This is a genomic window from Pseudomonadota bacterium, from assembly GCA_018242545.1.
Lineage (GTDB): Bacteria > Pseudomonadota > Alphaproteobacteria > 16-39-46 > 16-39-46 > 16-39-46.
In genome coordinates, this window is the sequence record JAFEBT010000046.1 from 1 (window position 1) to 15,566 (window position 15,566).

At 37.7% G+C, this 15,566-nt stretch carries 15 protein-coding genes and 3 tRNA genes; 9 read left to right on the forward strand and 9 right to left on the reverse strand.

The genetic code is table 11. From position 1 onward, the window contains the following. The first annotated feature begins 72 nt into the window (after positions 1 to 72). Positions 73 to 438 carry a hypothetical protein gene (locus JSS34_06395; protein MBS0185953.1) on the forward strand — a complete coding sequence of 122 codons (366 nt, stop codon included), beginning with the start codon at positions 73 to 75 and terminating at the stop codon, positions 436 to 438. Positions 439 to 440: 2 nt separating this feature from the next. Here the strand turns inward: JSS34_06395 and JSS34_06400 are convergent, their stop codons facing one another. The 5 genes from JSS34_06400 to JSS34_06420 form a co-directional block, all read right to left on the reverse strand. After that, positions 441 to 1,415: a hypothetical protein gene (locus JSS34_06400; protein ID MBS0185954.1), complete on the reverse strand. Its 975-nt coding sequence runs from the start codon at positions 1,413 to 1,415 to the stop codon at positions 441 to 443. A gap of 8 nt (positions 1,416 to 1,423) precedes the next feature. After that, complete coding sequence (locus JSS34_06405; GenBank protein ID MBS0185955.1) at positions 1,424 to 1,921, reverse strand: hypothetical protein; 498 nt, start codon at positions 1,919 to 1,921, stop codon at positions 1,424 to 1,426. A 278-nt stretch (positions 1,922 to 2,199) separates the two neighbouring features. Beyond that, positions 2,200 to 3,597 (reverse strand): NAD(P)(+) transhydrogenase (Re/Si-specific) subunit beta, encoded by a 1,398-nt coding sequence (locus JSS34_06410; protein MBS0185956.1) that lies wholly within the window; start codon positions 3,595 to 3,597, stop codon positions 2,200 to 2,202. A gap of 27 nt (positions 3,598 to 3,624) precedes the next feature. Continuing rightward, positions 3,625 to 3,957, reverse strand: a complete 333-nt coding sequence (locus JSS34_06415) for an NAD(P) transhydrogenase subunit alpha (GenBank protein MBS0185957.1) — start codon at positions 3,955 to 3,957, stop codon at positions 3,625 to 3,627. Between the two features lie 10 nt (positions 3,958 to 3,967). Continuing rightward, on the reverse strand, positions 3,968 to 5,092 hold the full coding sequence (locus tag JSS34_06420) for an NAD(P) transhydrogenase subunit alpha (protein ID MBS0185958.1): 1,125 nt from the start codon (positions 5,090 to 5,092) through the stop codon (positions 3,968 to 3,970). Positions 5,093 to 5,402: 310 nt separating this feature from the next. On the opposite strand from JSS34_06420, the gene JSS34_06425 reads away from it, so the two are divergent. After that, complete coding sequence (locus tag JSS34_06425; protein MBS0185959.1) at positions 5,403 to 6,470, forward strand: hypothetical protein; 1,068 nt, start codon at positions 5,403 to 5,405, stop codon at positions 6,468 to 6,470. Positions 6,471 to 6,596: 126 nt separating this feature from the next. Here JSS34_06425 and JSS34_06430 read toward each other — a convergent pair. The 3 genes from JSS34_06430 to JSS34_06440 form a co-directional block, all read right to left on the reverse strand. Continuing rightward, positions 6,597 to 6,673, reverse strand: a tRNA-Arg gene (locus tag JSS34_06430). A gap of 27 nt (positions 6,674 to 6,700) precedes the next feature. Continuing rightward, on the reverse strand, positions 6,701 to 7,000 hold the full coding sequence (locus tag JSS34_06435) for an ETC complex I subunit (protein ID MBS0185960.1): 300 nt from the start codon (positions 6,998 to 7,000) through the stop codon (positions 6,701 to 6,703). A gap of 35 nt (positions 7,001 to 7,035) precedes the next feature. Beyond that, positions 7,036 to 7,112 (reverse strand) — tRNA-Pro (locus tag JSS34_06440). Between the two features lie 106 nt (positions 7,113 to 7,218). Between JSS34_06440 and JSS34_06445 the strand changes: the two genes are divergently transcribed. The 5 genes from JSS34_06445 to JSS34_06465 all read left to right on the forward strand — a co-directional run bounded on the left by JSS34_06445 (position 7,219) and on the right by JSS34_06465 (position 10,733). Beyond that, positions 7,219 to 7,293: transfer RNA gene (locus tag JSS34_06445), tRNA-Gln, on the forward strand. A 217-nt stretch (positions 7,294 to 7,510) separates the two neighbouring features. Then, positions 7,511 to 8,806, forward strand: coding sequence for a hypothetical protein (locus JSS34_06450; GenBank protein MBS0185961.1), 1,296 nt, complete (start codon positions 7,511 to 7,513; stop codon positions 8,804 to 8,806). 59 nt (positions 8,807 to 8,865) lie between these two features. Beyond that, entirely contained in the window at positions 8,866 to 9,420 is a 555-nt protein-coding gene (locus tag JSS34_06455; protein MBS0185962.1) for a haloacid dehalogenase-like hydrolase, read from the forward strand. A 54-nt stretch (positions 9,421 to 9,474) separates the two neighbouring features. Then, positions 9,475 to 10,467 carry a hypothetical protein gene (locus tag JSS34_06460; GenBank protein ID MBS0185963.1) on the forward strand — a complete coding sequence of 331 codons (993 nt, stop codon included), beginning with the start codon at positions 9,475 to 9,477 and terminating at the stop codon, positions 10,465 to 10,467. Positions 10,468 to 10,484: 17 nt separating this feature from the next. Further along, positions 10,485 to 10,733, forward strand: a complete 249-nt coding sequence (locus tag JSS34_06465) for a hypothetical protein (GenBank protein MBS0185964.1) — start codon at positions 10,485 to 10,487, stop codon at positions 10,731 to 10,733. Positions 10,734 to 11,282: 549 nt separating this feature from the next. Here JSS34_06465 and fsa read toward each other — a convergent pair. Further along, positions 11,283 to 11,945 (reverse strand): fructose-6-phosphate aldolase, encoded by a 663-nt coding sequence (gene fsa / locus JSS34_06470; GenBank protein ID MBS0185965.1) that lies wholly within the window; start codon positions 11,943 to 11,945, stop codon positions 11,283 to 11,285. A gap of 74 nt (positions 11,946 to 12,019) precedes the next feature. Between fsa and priA the strand changes: the two genes are divergently transcribed. Together priA and JSS34_06480 are read left to right on the forward strand one after the other, a co-directional pair. After that, positions 12,020 to 14,053 carry a primosomal protein N' gene (gene priA / locus JSS34_06475; GenBank protein ID MBS0185966.1) on the forward strand — a complete coding sequence of 678 codons (2,034 nt, stop codon included), beginning with the start codon at positions 12,020 to 12,022 and terminating at the stop codon, positions 14,051 to 14,053. Between the two features lie 163 nt (positions 14,054 to 14,216). Further along, positions 14,217 to 15,377 carry an ATP-binding protein gene (locus tag JSS34_06480; GenBank protein MBS0185967.1) on the forward strand — a complete coding sequence of 387 codons (1,161 nt, stop codon included), beginning with the start codon at positions 14,217 to 14,219 and terminating at the stop codon, positions 15,375 to 15,377. Positions 15,378 to 15,566 lie beyond the last annotated feature (189 nt).

The window sequence follows — 15,566 nt, forward strand, 5'->3', positions numbered from 1 at the left end:
GGCGCTATTTATATGATTGCTTCTATCGTTTGGCTCAATTGATGACACGCCCTAGGTGCTTTTCCTTTTTTAATGATTTATTTTCCAACCCCCTCAACGATATTTTTTATTCAAATTATTGCAGCAACCTTAGGACTCATCGGAATTCCTGCTTGCTCGATTGTTTTTGCACAATTTCCAGTTTATAAAAGATTTACATATATTAGCGTTATCTATGGAATCTCAAGGTCCTTAATGGCGGTGATTATCTCATTTGGGCTCGTCTATTTAACAGAATTTCTAGGGGTTTGGGGCATATATATCATTTTAATCCCCATATCCGTTAGTTTCTTATGGGGAATTTATCATTACGAGAAACTCGAGCGCAGAACAAATAGCTCTTTCTTAAGGAGCCTTTTTCAATATAAGCCAATGTCTTTTCTCGAAAATAAAGACTAAGATTAATGGCTTTTTTCTTCTTTTCTCAATCTTAGAATGTGGGTTTTAAAGTATTCAAGAAGCGTTTTTGTAGGGGGCGCGTGGGGAGAGGTAAGCAGGAAATCATATGCATCATTCCAATAGGCCGCATTATAACTTGGCAGAAACCTTCTATCATCCCCTTCACCAAGATCAAGAAGATTGTATTCTGAAATGTAGCTAACCGTTGCAGGAACGCGAAAACGAGGTTTTTCTTTAGATGGGAACGTTAATAAAACAGTCTCTCCATCTCTTGCACTTTTTTCTGCAATAGAGGCTTGCCGAGGATCATCAGTATTTTCGGTTATAATCGTATTAAGTGTAAAAACATGCATAAGAGGAGGTTGTTTTCCTTTACTTTGGAAATCACGTATAATTTCTTCCATTACATAAGCAATCCCGCCACCAGATTCGACAATATCTATAAAATGGAGGGTTTGTAAGCACGTATTTTTTGAGCTTAAGCCATTTTGGAGGAGTCTTTTTTGAAGATGTCTGAAACGACCAGGCGTAACAATATCTCTTGAATCAGGAATATTATTTGCTCGAATCCGATTTGGACTTCCTGAGAAGGGAAAAAAAACGAGATTACGATAAGTTGAATCATGAGGATTTTCTGAGCTCAAAAGTTGAAGTGTGATACCAACTAAATAGGGGGAGTTTCCAAAAAGGACACATGTATCACCCTGTGTGCTTTTTGCCATTATGCTTCGGGCGGCACGATAGATATGTTCAATCAAATCGAATCTCAAATAGCCAAGAGGACGCATAAGGCATTCTTGCCTTTCTTGTGATTTTGTGAGTAAGTCTCCCATAAAATATTTGGAAGAAAAGACATTGTCAAAAATTGCATTTCCGGAGGTTCCAGTTGTACGCCAGTTTGAAATAAGATGCCCAAATCTTTTTTCTACACCATAATATTTTTCAAAACAGCCTATTGCTTCAGAGGGTGTTTGCAACAGGACACCTAGGCTCCATTTTTTATGGCTTCTTCCATGCTCCAGTCCCGTATATGACTTCCAGGTATCCCTGTGTTAAGCATATTTATAATGTGCCCAATCCAATAGAGAGAAGAAGTCAAATGGCTGTTATCTGGATGTAACTTTTTGCTTTCTTTCCCGCGTAATCTTTCAACGTCTCCAAAATAAGTGTGAGAAAAAATGACAGGAAATATTCTCAAAGCTTTTTCTTCACCGACACGATCCGCAAGATCCTTAAAAAAATAATGTTCTGCTTCTTCAGGAATTGCTGCTAAAAATTTTTGTTTTTCGGTGCACATAAGGGAAGCCAAGCAGTTATCAATAACATTATTGTTATTCTGCAAAGTCAGCGCCTGATGGAGAGAGCATGTCTCCCCTTCTGCAGGAATATCTATAATTTGCATTGCTTTTAAAGAAGCATATTGAAAAAAGGAAATAATTATAAAATATAAAGAGAGCCAAAATTTGATTTTTTTAAAAAACATTTCTCATTTACCTCAAAAAATAAAAAGAAATAATACCCATAATAATAAATAGGAATTCTTAAGGAAAAGAAAAGGTTTTTTTAAGGATGATCCTCACATAAAAATAAGGTATTGAAGCTGAATAATTTTAAATAGAAAGATAACGATACGTCTTTAATCTTCTTATTTTATATAATTTAAAAAAAAGATTCTCAGGTTTATGAGACGCTCTTAAGAAGAATGAAAATGGAATTGTATGTTTTCTATGAGTTAGAAAGGCCTTTTATTTTTTATAAAAATCAATCTAAAGACTTAACAATGTGCTCAACCATTTTTTTAGCATCGCCAAAGAGCATCATGGTGTTTTCTTTCTCAAAAAGTTCATTGTCGACGCCTGCATAGCCAGGAGCCATGGAACGCTTCAAAAATAAAACGGTTTTTGCTTTTTCAACATCCAGAATAGGCATGCCATAGATTGGACTTGCAGGATTATTTTTAGCGGCAGGGTTTGTAATATCGTTGGCTCCAATCACAAAAGCTACATCTGCCGTCGAAAAATCTCGGTTAATTTCATCAAGTTCAAAAACGTCTTCATAGGGAATATTTGCTTCTGCAAGAAGAACATTCATATGTCCTGGCATACGTCCTGCAACCGGGTGGATTGCAAACCGAACAGAGATATTTTTACTTTTTAAGAGATCAACCATTTCTCGAAGGACATGTTGCGCTTGAGAAACCGCCATTCCATATCCTGGGACAATAATAACAGACTGAGCGTTTTGAAGGAGGTAGGCTGCATCTTCAGCGCTGCCTGTTTTAACGAGGGCCTGAGATGTCTGAGAGGAAGAAAGTATGTCGTCGTTTTGGGGTGTTCCAAACCCTCCTAAAATAACATTTATAATAGAACGGTTCATGGCTTTACACATAATGTAGCTTAAGATGGCGCCAGAAGCTCCCACAAGAGCGCCTGTGATTATGAGAAGAGGATTTGAAAGCGTGAATCCAATTCCGCAAGCAGCCCAGCCTGAATAAGAGTTAAGCATTGAAACAACAACAGGCATATCCGCGCCACCAATGGGAAGAATCAGCAGAATTCCTAAAAGGAAAGCAACCCCCGTTAGAGCCCAAAATAAGAAAGATGATTCTGTCCGTGCAAAAAGAAAGATAAGGACAATAAGAAGGATGCCTAAAAGAGCATTCAAGATATGCTGTCCTTTAAAAGAAAGAGGTTTTCCAGAAAGAAGACCTTGCAGTTTTGAAAAGGCAAGCACTGATCCTGTGAATGTAATGGCACCAATGGCACTTCCAATCCCCATTTCAAGAAGATTTGAAAAAGGAACATGACCCAAGACCCCAATGCCAAAAGAGTCTGGGTTCTCAAGCGTGCTTGCAGCGACACAAACAGCAGCAAGCCCGACAAGCGAATGAAAGGCAGCCATGAGCTGGGGAAGCGCTGTCATTTTGAGGCGATAGGCAATGAAAGCTCCAATGCTTCCGCCAATCAAAATACCGCTTAAGATCCATTCGAGACTCAAAACATTGGGCATAAAAAGAGTTGTCGTTGTTGCAATCAACATACCAATCATACCGGTATAATTTCCGTAGCGTGCTGATGCAGGAGAAGAAAGGCCTTTTAAAGCCCAAATAAAGCAAAGAGAAGAAATCAGATAAAGAAAGCTTGCAAGATTCGGCGTCATGAAAAAACCTATAAAAGAGGTTAACGTTTATTTTTTAGGACGTTCTTTTTTCTTAAACATACTCAACATGCGTTGCGTAATAAGAAAACCTCCAAAAATATTAATGGAAGCCAAAATAACGGCCACAAAGCCCAATATTTTTGAAAGAGATAGATCAAGAGGCCCACAGGCTAAAAGAGCGCCAACAATAATAACAGAAGAAATGGCATTTGTAACAGCCATCAGGGGAGAATGAAGAGCAGGCGTTACTTTCCAAACAACGTAGTATCCGACAAAAACAGCTAAGACAAAGATAATAAGACCAATCATAAAGGGGGAAAGAGCATTGAGTTGAAAAGACGTGTGAAGAAGATCAGACATGACAAGAGGCCTATTTTGAAGGATAAAAAGAAGGTGTTAAGCACGTTTTAATTAAAATTTCATCTTTAAGGGAGTCCACAAATGTATGGGTTTCTCGAGAAATCAAAAGTTCTAAAAAAGCATGCACATTCTTTGCATAGAGTTGGCTTGCATCTTGAGGGAGTTGAGAGGGGAGATTGGGAATTCCAAGAATTGTAACATGGTGTTTTTCAACAACCTTTCCTAAAGAAGAAAGCGTACAATTCCCGCCCATTTCAATGGCCATATCAACAATAACAGATCCTGGCATCATATCTTTTACCATGGCTTCATCAATGAGGGTTGGAGCCTTTTTCCCAGGGATAAGTGCTGTTGTAATGGCAATGTTGGTTTTTTTAAGCGCTTCATGAATCGCGTGAGATTGAGCTTTTTGATAGGCTGTACTCATTTCTTTTGCATACCCACCGCTTCCTTCTCCCGACTCTTCAAGAGCAGGCACAGAGATAAACGTCGCCCCCAAGCTTTCTACCTGTTCACGGGCAGCTTCCCGCACATCAAAAGCAGAGACAACAGCCCCTAAGCGCCGAGCGGTTGCAATGGCCTGAAGACCTGCAACACCTGCTCCTAAGATAAGAACTTTGGCTGGGAAAAGAGTTCCTGCAGCTGTCATCATCATGGGAAGAACACGACCGTACACATGGACACCCTCAATAACGGCGCGATATCCAGCTAAATTACTTTGCGAGGAAAGAACATCCATGGTTTGGGCACGCGTAATCCTTGGAATGAGATCGAGTGAAAAAGTTAAAAGTTTAGATGTTTCATAGGCTGTTAAGGCAGCTGGATCATTTCCTAAAAGACCGATTAGACACGCTTTTTTCGGAATGAGAGAAAGCTCATCAAGCTCTCCTTCTCCTTTTATGAGGGGACGCTGAACTTTAAGAACAACATGGGCGTCTTTAAGTGTTTCTTCAGGTGTTTTTCCAATTTTTGCGCCTACGTTTTCATAAGCAGAGTCTAAAAAAGAAGCTTTTTCTCCTGCTCCTTGCTCGATCCAAACGTCTAAATCCATAGATTTATATTTTTTAACAATGTCGGGTGTAAGCGCGACACGTTTTTCATAAGGACGACGTTCTTTGAGGACGGCAAGTTTCATGAAGAAAATCCTTTTTTAAGAGTCGACAAAATTTTTAGCATAAAAAAAAGGCTTTGCCCAGAGTTTTTAAATTGACTTTAAAAGAAATTGTTCAGGAACGGAAAAGTATTTTATTATTTGATTTTCCAATAAAAAAATTCATAAACGCGTGTTAAAAATTTTACGGAATATTTAAAAAGAGAAACAAGGAAAGACAAAAAATAAGATTAAAAAACCTAAAACACTTGAAATTTAGAGGAATAAACCCTATATCCTATTTAAGAGTTTTTTAAAGTTTATTTGACATATTTATTAGATAAAGGAATTTAAAATGGTTCGTAATTTAAAAAGAACATTTAAAGATGTATTAAAAATCATTTCTCTTGGCGTTATGGCGTCAATCAATGGTATGTCCGGAGACGCTTTTGCAATGGGGGATGATTTTGACGAAGGTTTGCCTCCTCGATCCACTTTGCAAGCCATCAGAGAGGCGCAGGGAGACATGAAACCAGAAGATGCTTTAGCAGCTGCACTTGCTGCAAGCATAGAAGGTATTCAGTTTGGTGATTATAGAGATGATTTTTCAAGTGGCCGAGGAGTAGATTTCCAAGCTGCTGCCGCACGCACTCAAGGAAGAGATGATGATCTGCAACGCGCCTTAGATGCGAGTAGGAAAAGCTATTTAGAACAGTATGGCCAGGATGATGTTTTACGTCGTGTTTTGGAAATGAGTGCACATGAGGCGGCTTTTGGGGCCGGACAAGAAGCAGCAGCTGCTGAAGACGATGACGCACAATATTTTGGTCTACCTGCGGGATATGCTGCAGCAGAATATTTTAATCAAAGAGGCCCTGCTGATTTTGATGACGAAGCAGCTGGTGCTGCTGATGAATATGGGGCAGCTGGTGCTGCTGATGAATATGGGGCAGCTGGTGCCAATGGATTTGGTGAGGAAGATCCTGCAGATTATGCTCCTGCAGCTCCGGCCCGTCCAGCAGCAGAGCCTCAAATTGAGTTTTCACAGCTCCCTGTGACAACATGGACAGCTGCCGAGATTAACGGAGAAAATTTTACTCGAGAAGTTTCTAGGCATATCGCACTTGCCTATGAAAGTCTGAAAAGTAAAACGGTTTATGGTCAAATTGAAAAATTAAGAGCAGAACGTGATGATTGGGCCGGTCTTCAGGGTGATCGTCCTGAGCAAGATATTCAAGGAGAAATTAATCGCATTTCCCAAGAAATTAGAGATCTTGAACAAGTTATGGTAAGCGAACCTACACTTGAAGCATGGACACAGAGTGTGCTCGGAGAAGTGGGACGACTTGTCAGAACAAAAAATAAAGGTTTAGGCGTTGGTCAAAATATTCAAGAGATGATTACTGACTTGCTCCAGGCATAGAAAAGACCAAAATAAACCCAAAGAACTTTTTATATAAATTAAACGAAAGGGTCTTCTTTATAACAAAGAAGGCCCTTTTTTATTTGGGCTTTTTTCTTCTAACAAGTTTTTTGTTTGGAAAAGGAATGGCGCGCCCTAGAGGATTCGAACCTCTGACCCACAGCTTAGAAGGCTGTTGCTCTATCCAGCTGAGCTAAGGGCGCCTTGAAAATACTCTTATCCTTTTACCCTTAGAAACGCGTTCGGTCAAAGCGAAAATTATCAGCATAACTTTTTAAGGATGTTTTTTGGATGCCAGGCTTTTGAATGGTGTATGTAAGTCCTTTATTTTCCGCAAACCGAATCGCTTCTTCTAAAGAAGGGAAAGAGAGCGAAACTTCTTGAAGCATATCTTCTGAAGCAATCCATCCTGTCAAAGGGTTTTTTGGAAAGGAAGAAGAAGGATCAAATCTTAAAATCCAATGATTTGTGTGGGCTCTGCCTGATTGGCTCGCAGATTTACAAGGTTTATAAATGTGAGCGTGGGGCATGAAAATTTTGATGTTGTTGGCTCTTTGCTTAACGGTGGTCGGGGCGAGAGGATTTGAACCTCCGACATCCTGCTCCCAAAACAGGCGCGCTACCAGGCTGCGCTACGCCCCGTCCTTTATGTCTTTACACGACCTTTTGCGACTTCACAAGAAAAATTTAAAAAGTAATATTCTTCTTGCATCTTAAAAAAAAAATCGGTAGGTTTGAGACAAAATTTTGGGGCGTAGCCAAGTGGTAAGGCAGCGGGTTTTGGTCCCGCCATCCGTGGGTTCGAATCCTACCGCCCCAGCCAAATTTTTCTTGTATTTATGCTGCGATAAATAATTTTTTTCGGTTTGAGTTCAATTAAAGATTTTGTTTTGTCGATTCAAGGCCTTCAAAATTTTTTGACTTAACTCAAATTGGAAAGAAAAGAAGAGTCTTTCTCTAAAGAATATAAAACATTAAAGGCTTTTAAATTAAGAAATCCATGTTCTTAGAAGACGATTTTAAAGAAAGGGCAATTTAAAGTGTCTCAAAAAAAAGAATCTTCCTATGATATTCTTCATTTTTTAATTTTGTTTGGACTTGCTCTTTTAAGCATTGTCTTTTTGTGGCCTGGGAAAATGAGCCCGGATTCAATGACAATTTATGGACTTGCCGTTGGAGGAGCTTACCGGTCAGAATGGGGACCTTTGCTTCAACTTATATGGAAATACGCAGATCTTGTTATCAAGGGGCCTGCGTTAATGCTTATTCTTGAGATGGCTTTTTTCTGGGGGGCTGTTATGTTAATGGCCCAACAGTTTTTAAGATCAAAATGGTTTTGGTGGTTTCCTTTTATCTTTTTATATCCTTCAATTTTTATTAGTATGGGATTTATTTGGAAAGATCTCTATTTTACATTTGGATACATGCTCGCAAGCGGTTTTTTAACGAAAAAAACATTTGAAAAAACGCCTTTGTCAGGGAAAGATTATTTTTTTCTAATTGTCCTTTTATTTTTTGCAACATCTGTAAAATACCAAGCTCAATTCGTCTTATTTTTTATGGTGGGATGGATTTTATATCTCTCTCCTCAGTTAGGTTCTTTTAAGAAAAGTCTTTATGCAATTCTTCTAACTGGAGTGATGATCTTTTCGATTGATATTCTTCATGAAAAAATTATGTGTGACAAAACGGAAGAAACTTATTCTTGGCAAAAGGTGAAAATATATGACCTTGCAGGGATTTCCGTGAGAAGCGGGGATAATGTCGTGCCTTCTTTTCTCTTTAATTACCCAAACGTTACAAACGAGAAAATTAAAGAAAAATATTCTCATTTGTGGGAACCTTTAATTACAGAAACGGATTCTCCTTTAAGATTTACAAAAACTGATGAGGAAAGAAACGAGTTGATCAAAGCATGGAAAGAGGCTGTGCTAAAACATCCTTTGGCATATCTTTCTCATCGCATGAGTGTTCTTTATAAAACACTTTCAGGGTCTGATGTTAAAAGGCCCCTTCGGCAATTTTTAAAAGCGCATCATCTTCCAACTTGGCCTGCAAATATGACAATTATTTTTAGCTATATTTTTGGCCTTCCCCTTTCTTTATTTTACATTTGGCTGAGCTTAAAAGTAAGAAAAGGAACGTCGGCTGCTGTGCCTCTTTTTGTTTTAAATATGATGGCAGTCACATATGCCCTCTTTTTATTTGTTTTTTCGCTTGCATCGACATCGCGCTATGTTTATTTCTCTGTCACGTGTCTCGCTTTTTCGCACCCTTTTGCGTATCTTTGTTGGAAAAAGAGAAAAGAAAGTCTTGGGGAAGAAATTTCTCATTAAGAATGGCAAGAATTAATGGATAAGAGATGTGAAAAAAGAGAGAAATTAAAGATAGAAAAATGATTCCAAAAACTAAAACATTAAACTTCCCTCTTTGTGTTGATTTGGATGGAACACTTATTCGAGAAGATGTCACGCAACTTACGCTCTTACAGTATTTAAAACAAAATCCACTCAGAAGCATGAAAGTTCTTTTTTGGTTTCTAAAAGGAAGAGCTTTTTTAAAGAAAAAATTGGCAGAGTATACGGAGATAGATGTTTCAAGCTTATCTTTTAATGCGGCTGTGATAGAGCTCATTAAAGAGGCAAAAAAGAAAGGCCAGCCTGTTGTTCTTGCAACAGCAGCCGATCGCTATATTGCTCAGAAAGTTGCACAATATTGTGGTTTTTTTGATGACGTGATTGCAAGTGATGGATATTTAAATCAACGGGCTGCTCAAAAAGCAGAAACCCTCATGAAGGCGTATGGAGAAAAAAATTTTATTTATGTTGGAAATTCTAAAGATGATCTTAAAGTATGGCCCCATGCGAAAAAAGCGATTGCTGCCAATGCCTCTTGCTCTGTTGCTAGAAAATTAAAAAATTTAGAAGTTTCAAGTGAGATTTTAAGTTAAAATTTTATCTTTTGAAATTCTCGGAAATTTTGATTTTAAAAAGGATTCGTAAAAATGAAAAAAGTGATTCATAAAATCATATCAAAGTCGGCTCTTAAATGGACTGGAATTTTAAGTTTTTTTGCGTTGAGTATTCTTTTTTTGAGTGTTCTTTTTAAAATAGATCCGTCAACAACCCCTGTAAATTCTTGCCTTATTCCGGAGGTGCTCAATAAGACTTACCAAGCGCGTCCTCCTGTTATTTTGGTTTCATTTGCAGATGGACCTCAAGTGTTCTACAAAAATCAATTTTCTTTAACAGCAAGCGCAGCTGATAAAGGGTTTGATATCATCTATAATTATCGAAGGGGACATTTTGATCCAGATTTTTACAGACGAAATAAACATATTTTAACGCAGCCAAGAGGATCTGGTTATTGGTTATGGAAACCGTATTTTATTTTAAAAACCATGGAGGCTTCTCCAGAAAATGCCCTTATTTTCTATGTCGATTCAGGCATTATTCTTAAAAAGTCCCTGACCCCTCTTCTTAAGAAGTTTGAGAATCCTGATTGTACGATGATTTTAATGGGGCATGGAAAACCTGTTCCCTTAAGGCAACATTTGAAGAAAGAAGCCTATGCGGCTTTTAAAGAAGAGCTCACGCCTGAAATTTTAGGGCATCAAAACATTTGGGCCTTTTTTGTGGCTGTTCGAAATACCCCTGAAAACAGAGCTTTTATTAAAAAGTGGCTCAATGTATGCGAAAACGCAGATGCTTTGACAGATATGCCCTTTGATAAGACGATCCAAGCCCCGGGCTTTTCAGGACATGGGCATGATCAGTCTTTATTAAGTGTTCTTGTGGCACTTTCTCCCCAAGGTAAGATCATTATTCCAAGAGATGTTCTCCGCAGAGACTATGGCGTTCATAATTTTCATCGTCATCCTGAAGAAGAATTTAAATCGCCTCTTTTTATTGCAGCAGGTATTCCCCAATGGATTTCAACAGGCGTTTGGAATAACCCTCTTGTTGTTTACCTTCGAAAAATGTTTTGTGGAAATTAACCTAAAGACTTTTTTATTTGGACAAAATAAGAACTTTAGATATTCTAAAAGAAAAACTTATAAAAATTAAAAAAGGAGAAAATAAAATGAAAGATATAAGAAAAAATATAACCTTACTCATAGCTATTATAGTCTTAAGTTTACAGGGTACACCTCTTCTAAGAGCAAATGAAGATGAAGAAAATAATTATGAAACATGTGCTAAGGAAGGGAAAGTGTGGAATGATATAGCAGCAGAGTGTGTAAAGTCATCGGGCTTTTTTTGATTCTATAGGTGCGGGCGTTTGTTCAAGTTTGTAGGCTCTACGAAGCTGTAAGGTTGGGTTTTTGATGCTCTAGCAAAGAAAGCTAAATGGATTAAAATGAGACTATAAGGAAACATTTCTAGGTTAAATGAATACTAAAAATTAAGGAACTTCTTCAATTAAAGGAAGCCTCAATATACCTAAGAATTTAATACTTTTTGTGACATTCACATCTATGGTTTTATCTTTTTCCATATCGAGTTTTTTAGAAAATAGACTTAAAAAAAGATGAGATAAAAACATAGATGGAAGAGGTTCAAAAAGACAAGGCCTTTGAAATCCAACTTAAAGCTAGAAAGTTAGAAGATAATAAGCAAAAAGATTGCAAAATAGACACTGAATTCAATCATTTAAAACACCGTAAATGGTGTTAAGATCTATGTATATCATGGAATGAGCAAAGAAAATTAAACTTTGTTGATTTAAATTTCATCTGTCTTTTGGACGTTTTTAGGCATACATAATCCAAATCTAAAACGGCGTTTCTTTCTAGAATTTCTATTTTTTAAATCATTTTTTCAAAATTTGTTGGTTTGTTTTTTCCCAATCCTTAGCAAAAAGATCAAGACCAATATCTGTCAAGGGATGTTTGAACATTTTTGAAAATATATCAGGAGGAAGGGTGACCACATCTGCTCCAATTTTAGCGGATTCAAGAACATGTGCTGGGTTGCGAACAGAGGCAACAAGGATTTGGGTTTTAAATTCAGGATAATTATCATAAATTGCCCGAATATCTGCTATAAGCTCAAGACCATTTTGTCCAATATCATCAAGGCGTCCCACAAAAGGAGAAATAAAGGTCGCTCCTGCTTTGGCTGCAAGAAGGGCTTGCAGGGCAGAAAAACAGAGGGTGACATTTACCATGATATTTTGCTCAGATAAAACCTTGCATGTTTTAAGGCCTTCCCCAGTCAAAGGTACTTTGATTACAATATTCGGAGCAATTTTAGCTAAGTGAAATGCTTCTTTAAGCATCGTATCATGATCAACTGCTGTGACTTCTGCGCTCACGGGTCCTTTTATAAGCGTGCAGATTTCGCGAAGAAGAGACTCAAAGTTTTGACCACTTTTTGCAACGAGGGAGGGGTTTGTTGTAATCCCATCAATGAGGCCTGTTTCAGAGAGTTGAGCAATCGCTTTGACATCTGTGGTGTCGAGAAAAATTTTCATGGAAAGGTCCTTTTATGTGTAATATTCTAAATTTAACCTTTACCTTTTTTAATCTATAAATGGAAGAATTTTTAGTGTCCAAAGATGTGTTTATTGATGTCCTTCTACCTCTTCCTTTAGAGAACACCTATACTTATAAGGTTTCGTCTTCTTTTTCTCTTCAAAAAGGGAGTTTTGTGACTGTTCCTTTTGGGGGGCGTTCCATCACAGGAATTGTTTGGGAGGCTCTTAAAAAGAAACCCCAGATTGAAAAAATTAAAGAAGTCTCCAGCGTTCTTCCACTTGTTCCTTTGTCTTTATCTCTTTGCAAATTTATTGATTGGGTAGCAAGATATACCCTTTCTCCCAAGGGAGCCGTTTTAAAATTGGTGATGGGTGAGGCGAGTCTTTTTAAAATACCAAAACGTCTTTCGAAAAAGGCAATTCATAAAGAAAAACAGGAAATATCCATAAATTCTATAAAAGAAGAACGATTGGTTTTTACAAAAACTCAATCTGAAAACATTGAGAAATTAAAAAAAGATCTTATACAGGAAAGTTTTTCTGTAACGCTTCTAGATGGTGTGACAGGATCCGGGAAAACGGATGTTTATTTTGAAGCCATGGATCTTATTTTACACCGCAAAGGTCAAGTTCTTGTTCTTTTGCCAGAGATCTCATTAAGCGCCCAATGGATAGATCGTTTTAAAAAGAGGTTTGGATGTGAGCCTCTGATCTGGCATTCTAATTTAAAGCCCTCTGCGCGAAAAGCCTGCTGGGAAAAGGTTTCCCATGAAGAAGCTCTCGTGGTTGTTGGGGCTCGTTCTGCTCTTTTTCTGCCCTTTTTGAATCTTAAGTTCATTGTCATTGATGAAGAGCATGACATGAGCTTTAAACAAGATGAGGGAGTTCTTTATAACGCGCGTGATATGGCAATTGTACGTGCTAAAATTGAAAATATACCAATCCTTTTAGCCTCTGCAACGCCAAGTTTAGAGACGCGTTTGAATGCAAAATCAGGTCGGTTTCAGCTTTTACAAATGAAAGAGCGTGTTCAAGCTGCCATTTTGCCAGATATTCAAGCAATTGATATGCGTCTTTATTCAAAAGGAATGAAAGCGATTTCAAAAAAAGAAGAAAAAATGGCTTTTTTATCGCCTCCCTTAAGGCAGGCTCTTGTTGAAACATTTGAAGCAAAGGAGCAATCGCTTCTTTTTTTAAATCGCCGTGGATACGCTCCTTTAACATTATGTCGGACTTGTGGATATCGGTTTTCTTGTCTTAATTGTAGTGCTTGGTTGGTCCTTCACCATGAAAAAGGTCAACTGATGTGTCATCATTGTGGATATCGGGTAAAATGTCCTGAGGTTTGCCCAAATTGTCATGAAAAAGAAACACTTGCGGCCTGTGGCCCAGGCGTTGAACGCATTTTTGAAGAAGTCACAAGATTTTTGCCAGAAGCACGTATATCGCTTTTAAGCAGTGATACATTAACCAATATGGAAAAAGTTCAAGAAATGGTTAATCGTATTACGGAAGGAGAAATTGATATTCTCATTGGGACACAAGTTGTTTCTAAAGGTCATCATTTTCCGAACCTTACACTCGTAGGTGTCGTAGATGCTGATTTGGGATTATCAGGGGGAGATCTCCGCGCCTCTGAAAAGACTTACCAGGTTCTTCAACAAGTCTCTGGTCGCAGTGGGCGTGCTCAAAAAAAGGGACGTGTTTTTCTACAAACGTTTTGTCCTGAACATGGAGTTATGAAGGCTCTTGTTTCAGGAAATCGGGATCGTTTTTTGGAAGAGGAAGAAGAAGCGCGCCGCCTTGCTGAAATGCCTCCTTTTGGAAAACTTGCTGCACTTATTATAACAAGTCCTAAAGCTCAAGAAGCTGAAGCTGTCGCACGAGCTTTGGGACAAAAAGTACCTTTTCGAGAAGATATGACAATTTTAGGGCCCGCGCCTGCACCCTTGTTTCAATTGGGGCGTCGATACAGATGGCGTTTTCTTATTAAAGCTACGAAGCAAGCACCTCTTCATCAGGTGATTGAGTCCTGGCTCCGTCTTATTAAAGTTCCAAAAACGACAAAAGTCCATGTGGATATTGATCCATATCGGTTTTTATGAAAAAAAGAAGGATGTTATTTAAAATTTTTTTAAAAACAATTTTATGACTAAGTTTAACATGTGTTCAAAATAGTCATGACTAAGTTTAACGCTTGTTTAAAATAGTCGAATGAATCGCATTTATCAAACCCTCATTCTCCACCATCTAAACCATTATACTCAAATGGTTTTTTTATCAGGACCTCGCCAAGTTGGCAAAACAACAATAGCCCAACGGATAGGAACTCATTTTCCAAATTCAATTTATTTAAATTGGGATATTACGGAACATACGCGACTAATTATAGAAGGTGTTTTGGCTGTTGGAAAAGCTTATGGTGCAGATGAATTAAAATCTCAAAAAACGCTTATTATATTTGATGAGATTCATAAATACACACACTGGAAGACCTTTATCAAAGGGTTTTATGATCACTATAAAAATATATTTCAAATTATTGTTACAGGGAGCTCTCATCTTGATATTTATCAACAAAGGGGAGACAGTTTAATGGGGCGTTATTTCCAATATCATATTTACCCTTTTAGTGTGGGAGAGCTTATTGAAAGACCTTTATCTCCTGATATGAATGAAGAAATTTTCTCTCCTCGGGCTTTAAAGGAAGAAGATTTTAAAAAACTTTCGGATTTTAGCGGGTTTCCGGATCCTTATTTAGCAGGCAACAAGAAATTTCATACAAAATGGGAGACAACAAAAAATTCCCAACTTTTTAAAGAAGATGTACGTGATTTGACGAATATTCATGAAGTTGATCAAATGGAAATCTTTTCTGTTTTGCTAAAAAATCAAGTTGGGGGGCTTTTAAACAGATCAAATTTTGCCAAGCATCTCCAAGTTTCTATACAAACCATTAACAAATGGTTAAGTGCTCTTGAAAATCTCTATTTTTGCTTTCGAGTATATCCTTGGAGTACAAATGTCGCAAGAAGTCTTATTAAAGAGCCTAAGATTTTCTTATACGATTGGAGCACACTTGATGATACCGGGAAAAAATGTGAGAATTTCATAGCTTGTCATCTCTTGAAAGCTGTTTCTTATTGGAATGACACTGGTCTTGGAAAATATGAATTACGCTACATTCGTGATAAAGAAAAAAGAGAAGTTGATTTTTTAATTGTTAAAAACGGACAACCTTGGACACTGGTAGAGGTAAAGCATTCAGAGAAATTCTTAAGCAAAAATCTTGAGAAATTTCAAAAAATGCTTGGTGCACACCATGCATTTCAGGTCGTGTTTGAGATGCCATTTGTCAACATGGATTGTTTCTCGGTAAATTATCCTGTTGTGGTTCCTGCAAAAACGTTTTTATCTCAACTTCCCTAGAGAAACAGTCTTAAGCTTCTTTTTTATCACTTTAATCCCGTATCTTAAGCGAAATATAGAGGACTTAAAAAGTCCTTATTTCAAGAGATTAAAAGTGCTTTAAAATAAGGATTCAAGACGTTTTCTAGGGCGTATCATCAATTGAGCCAAACGATAGAAGCAATCATATAAATAGCGCCTAGAAAATTT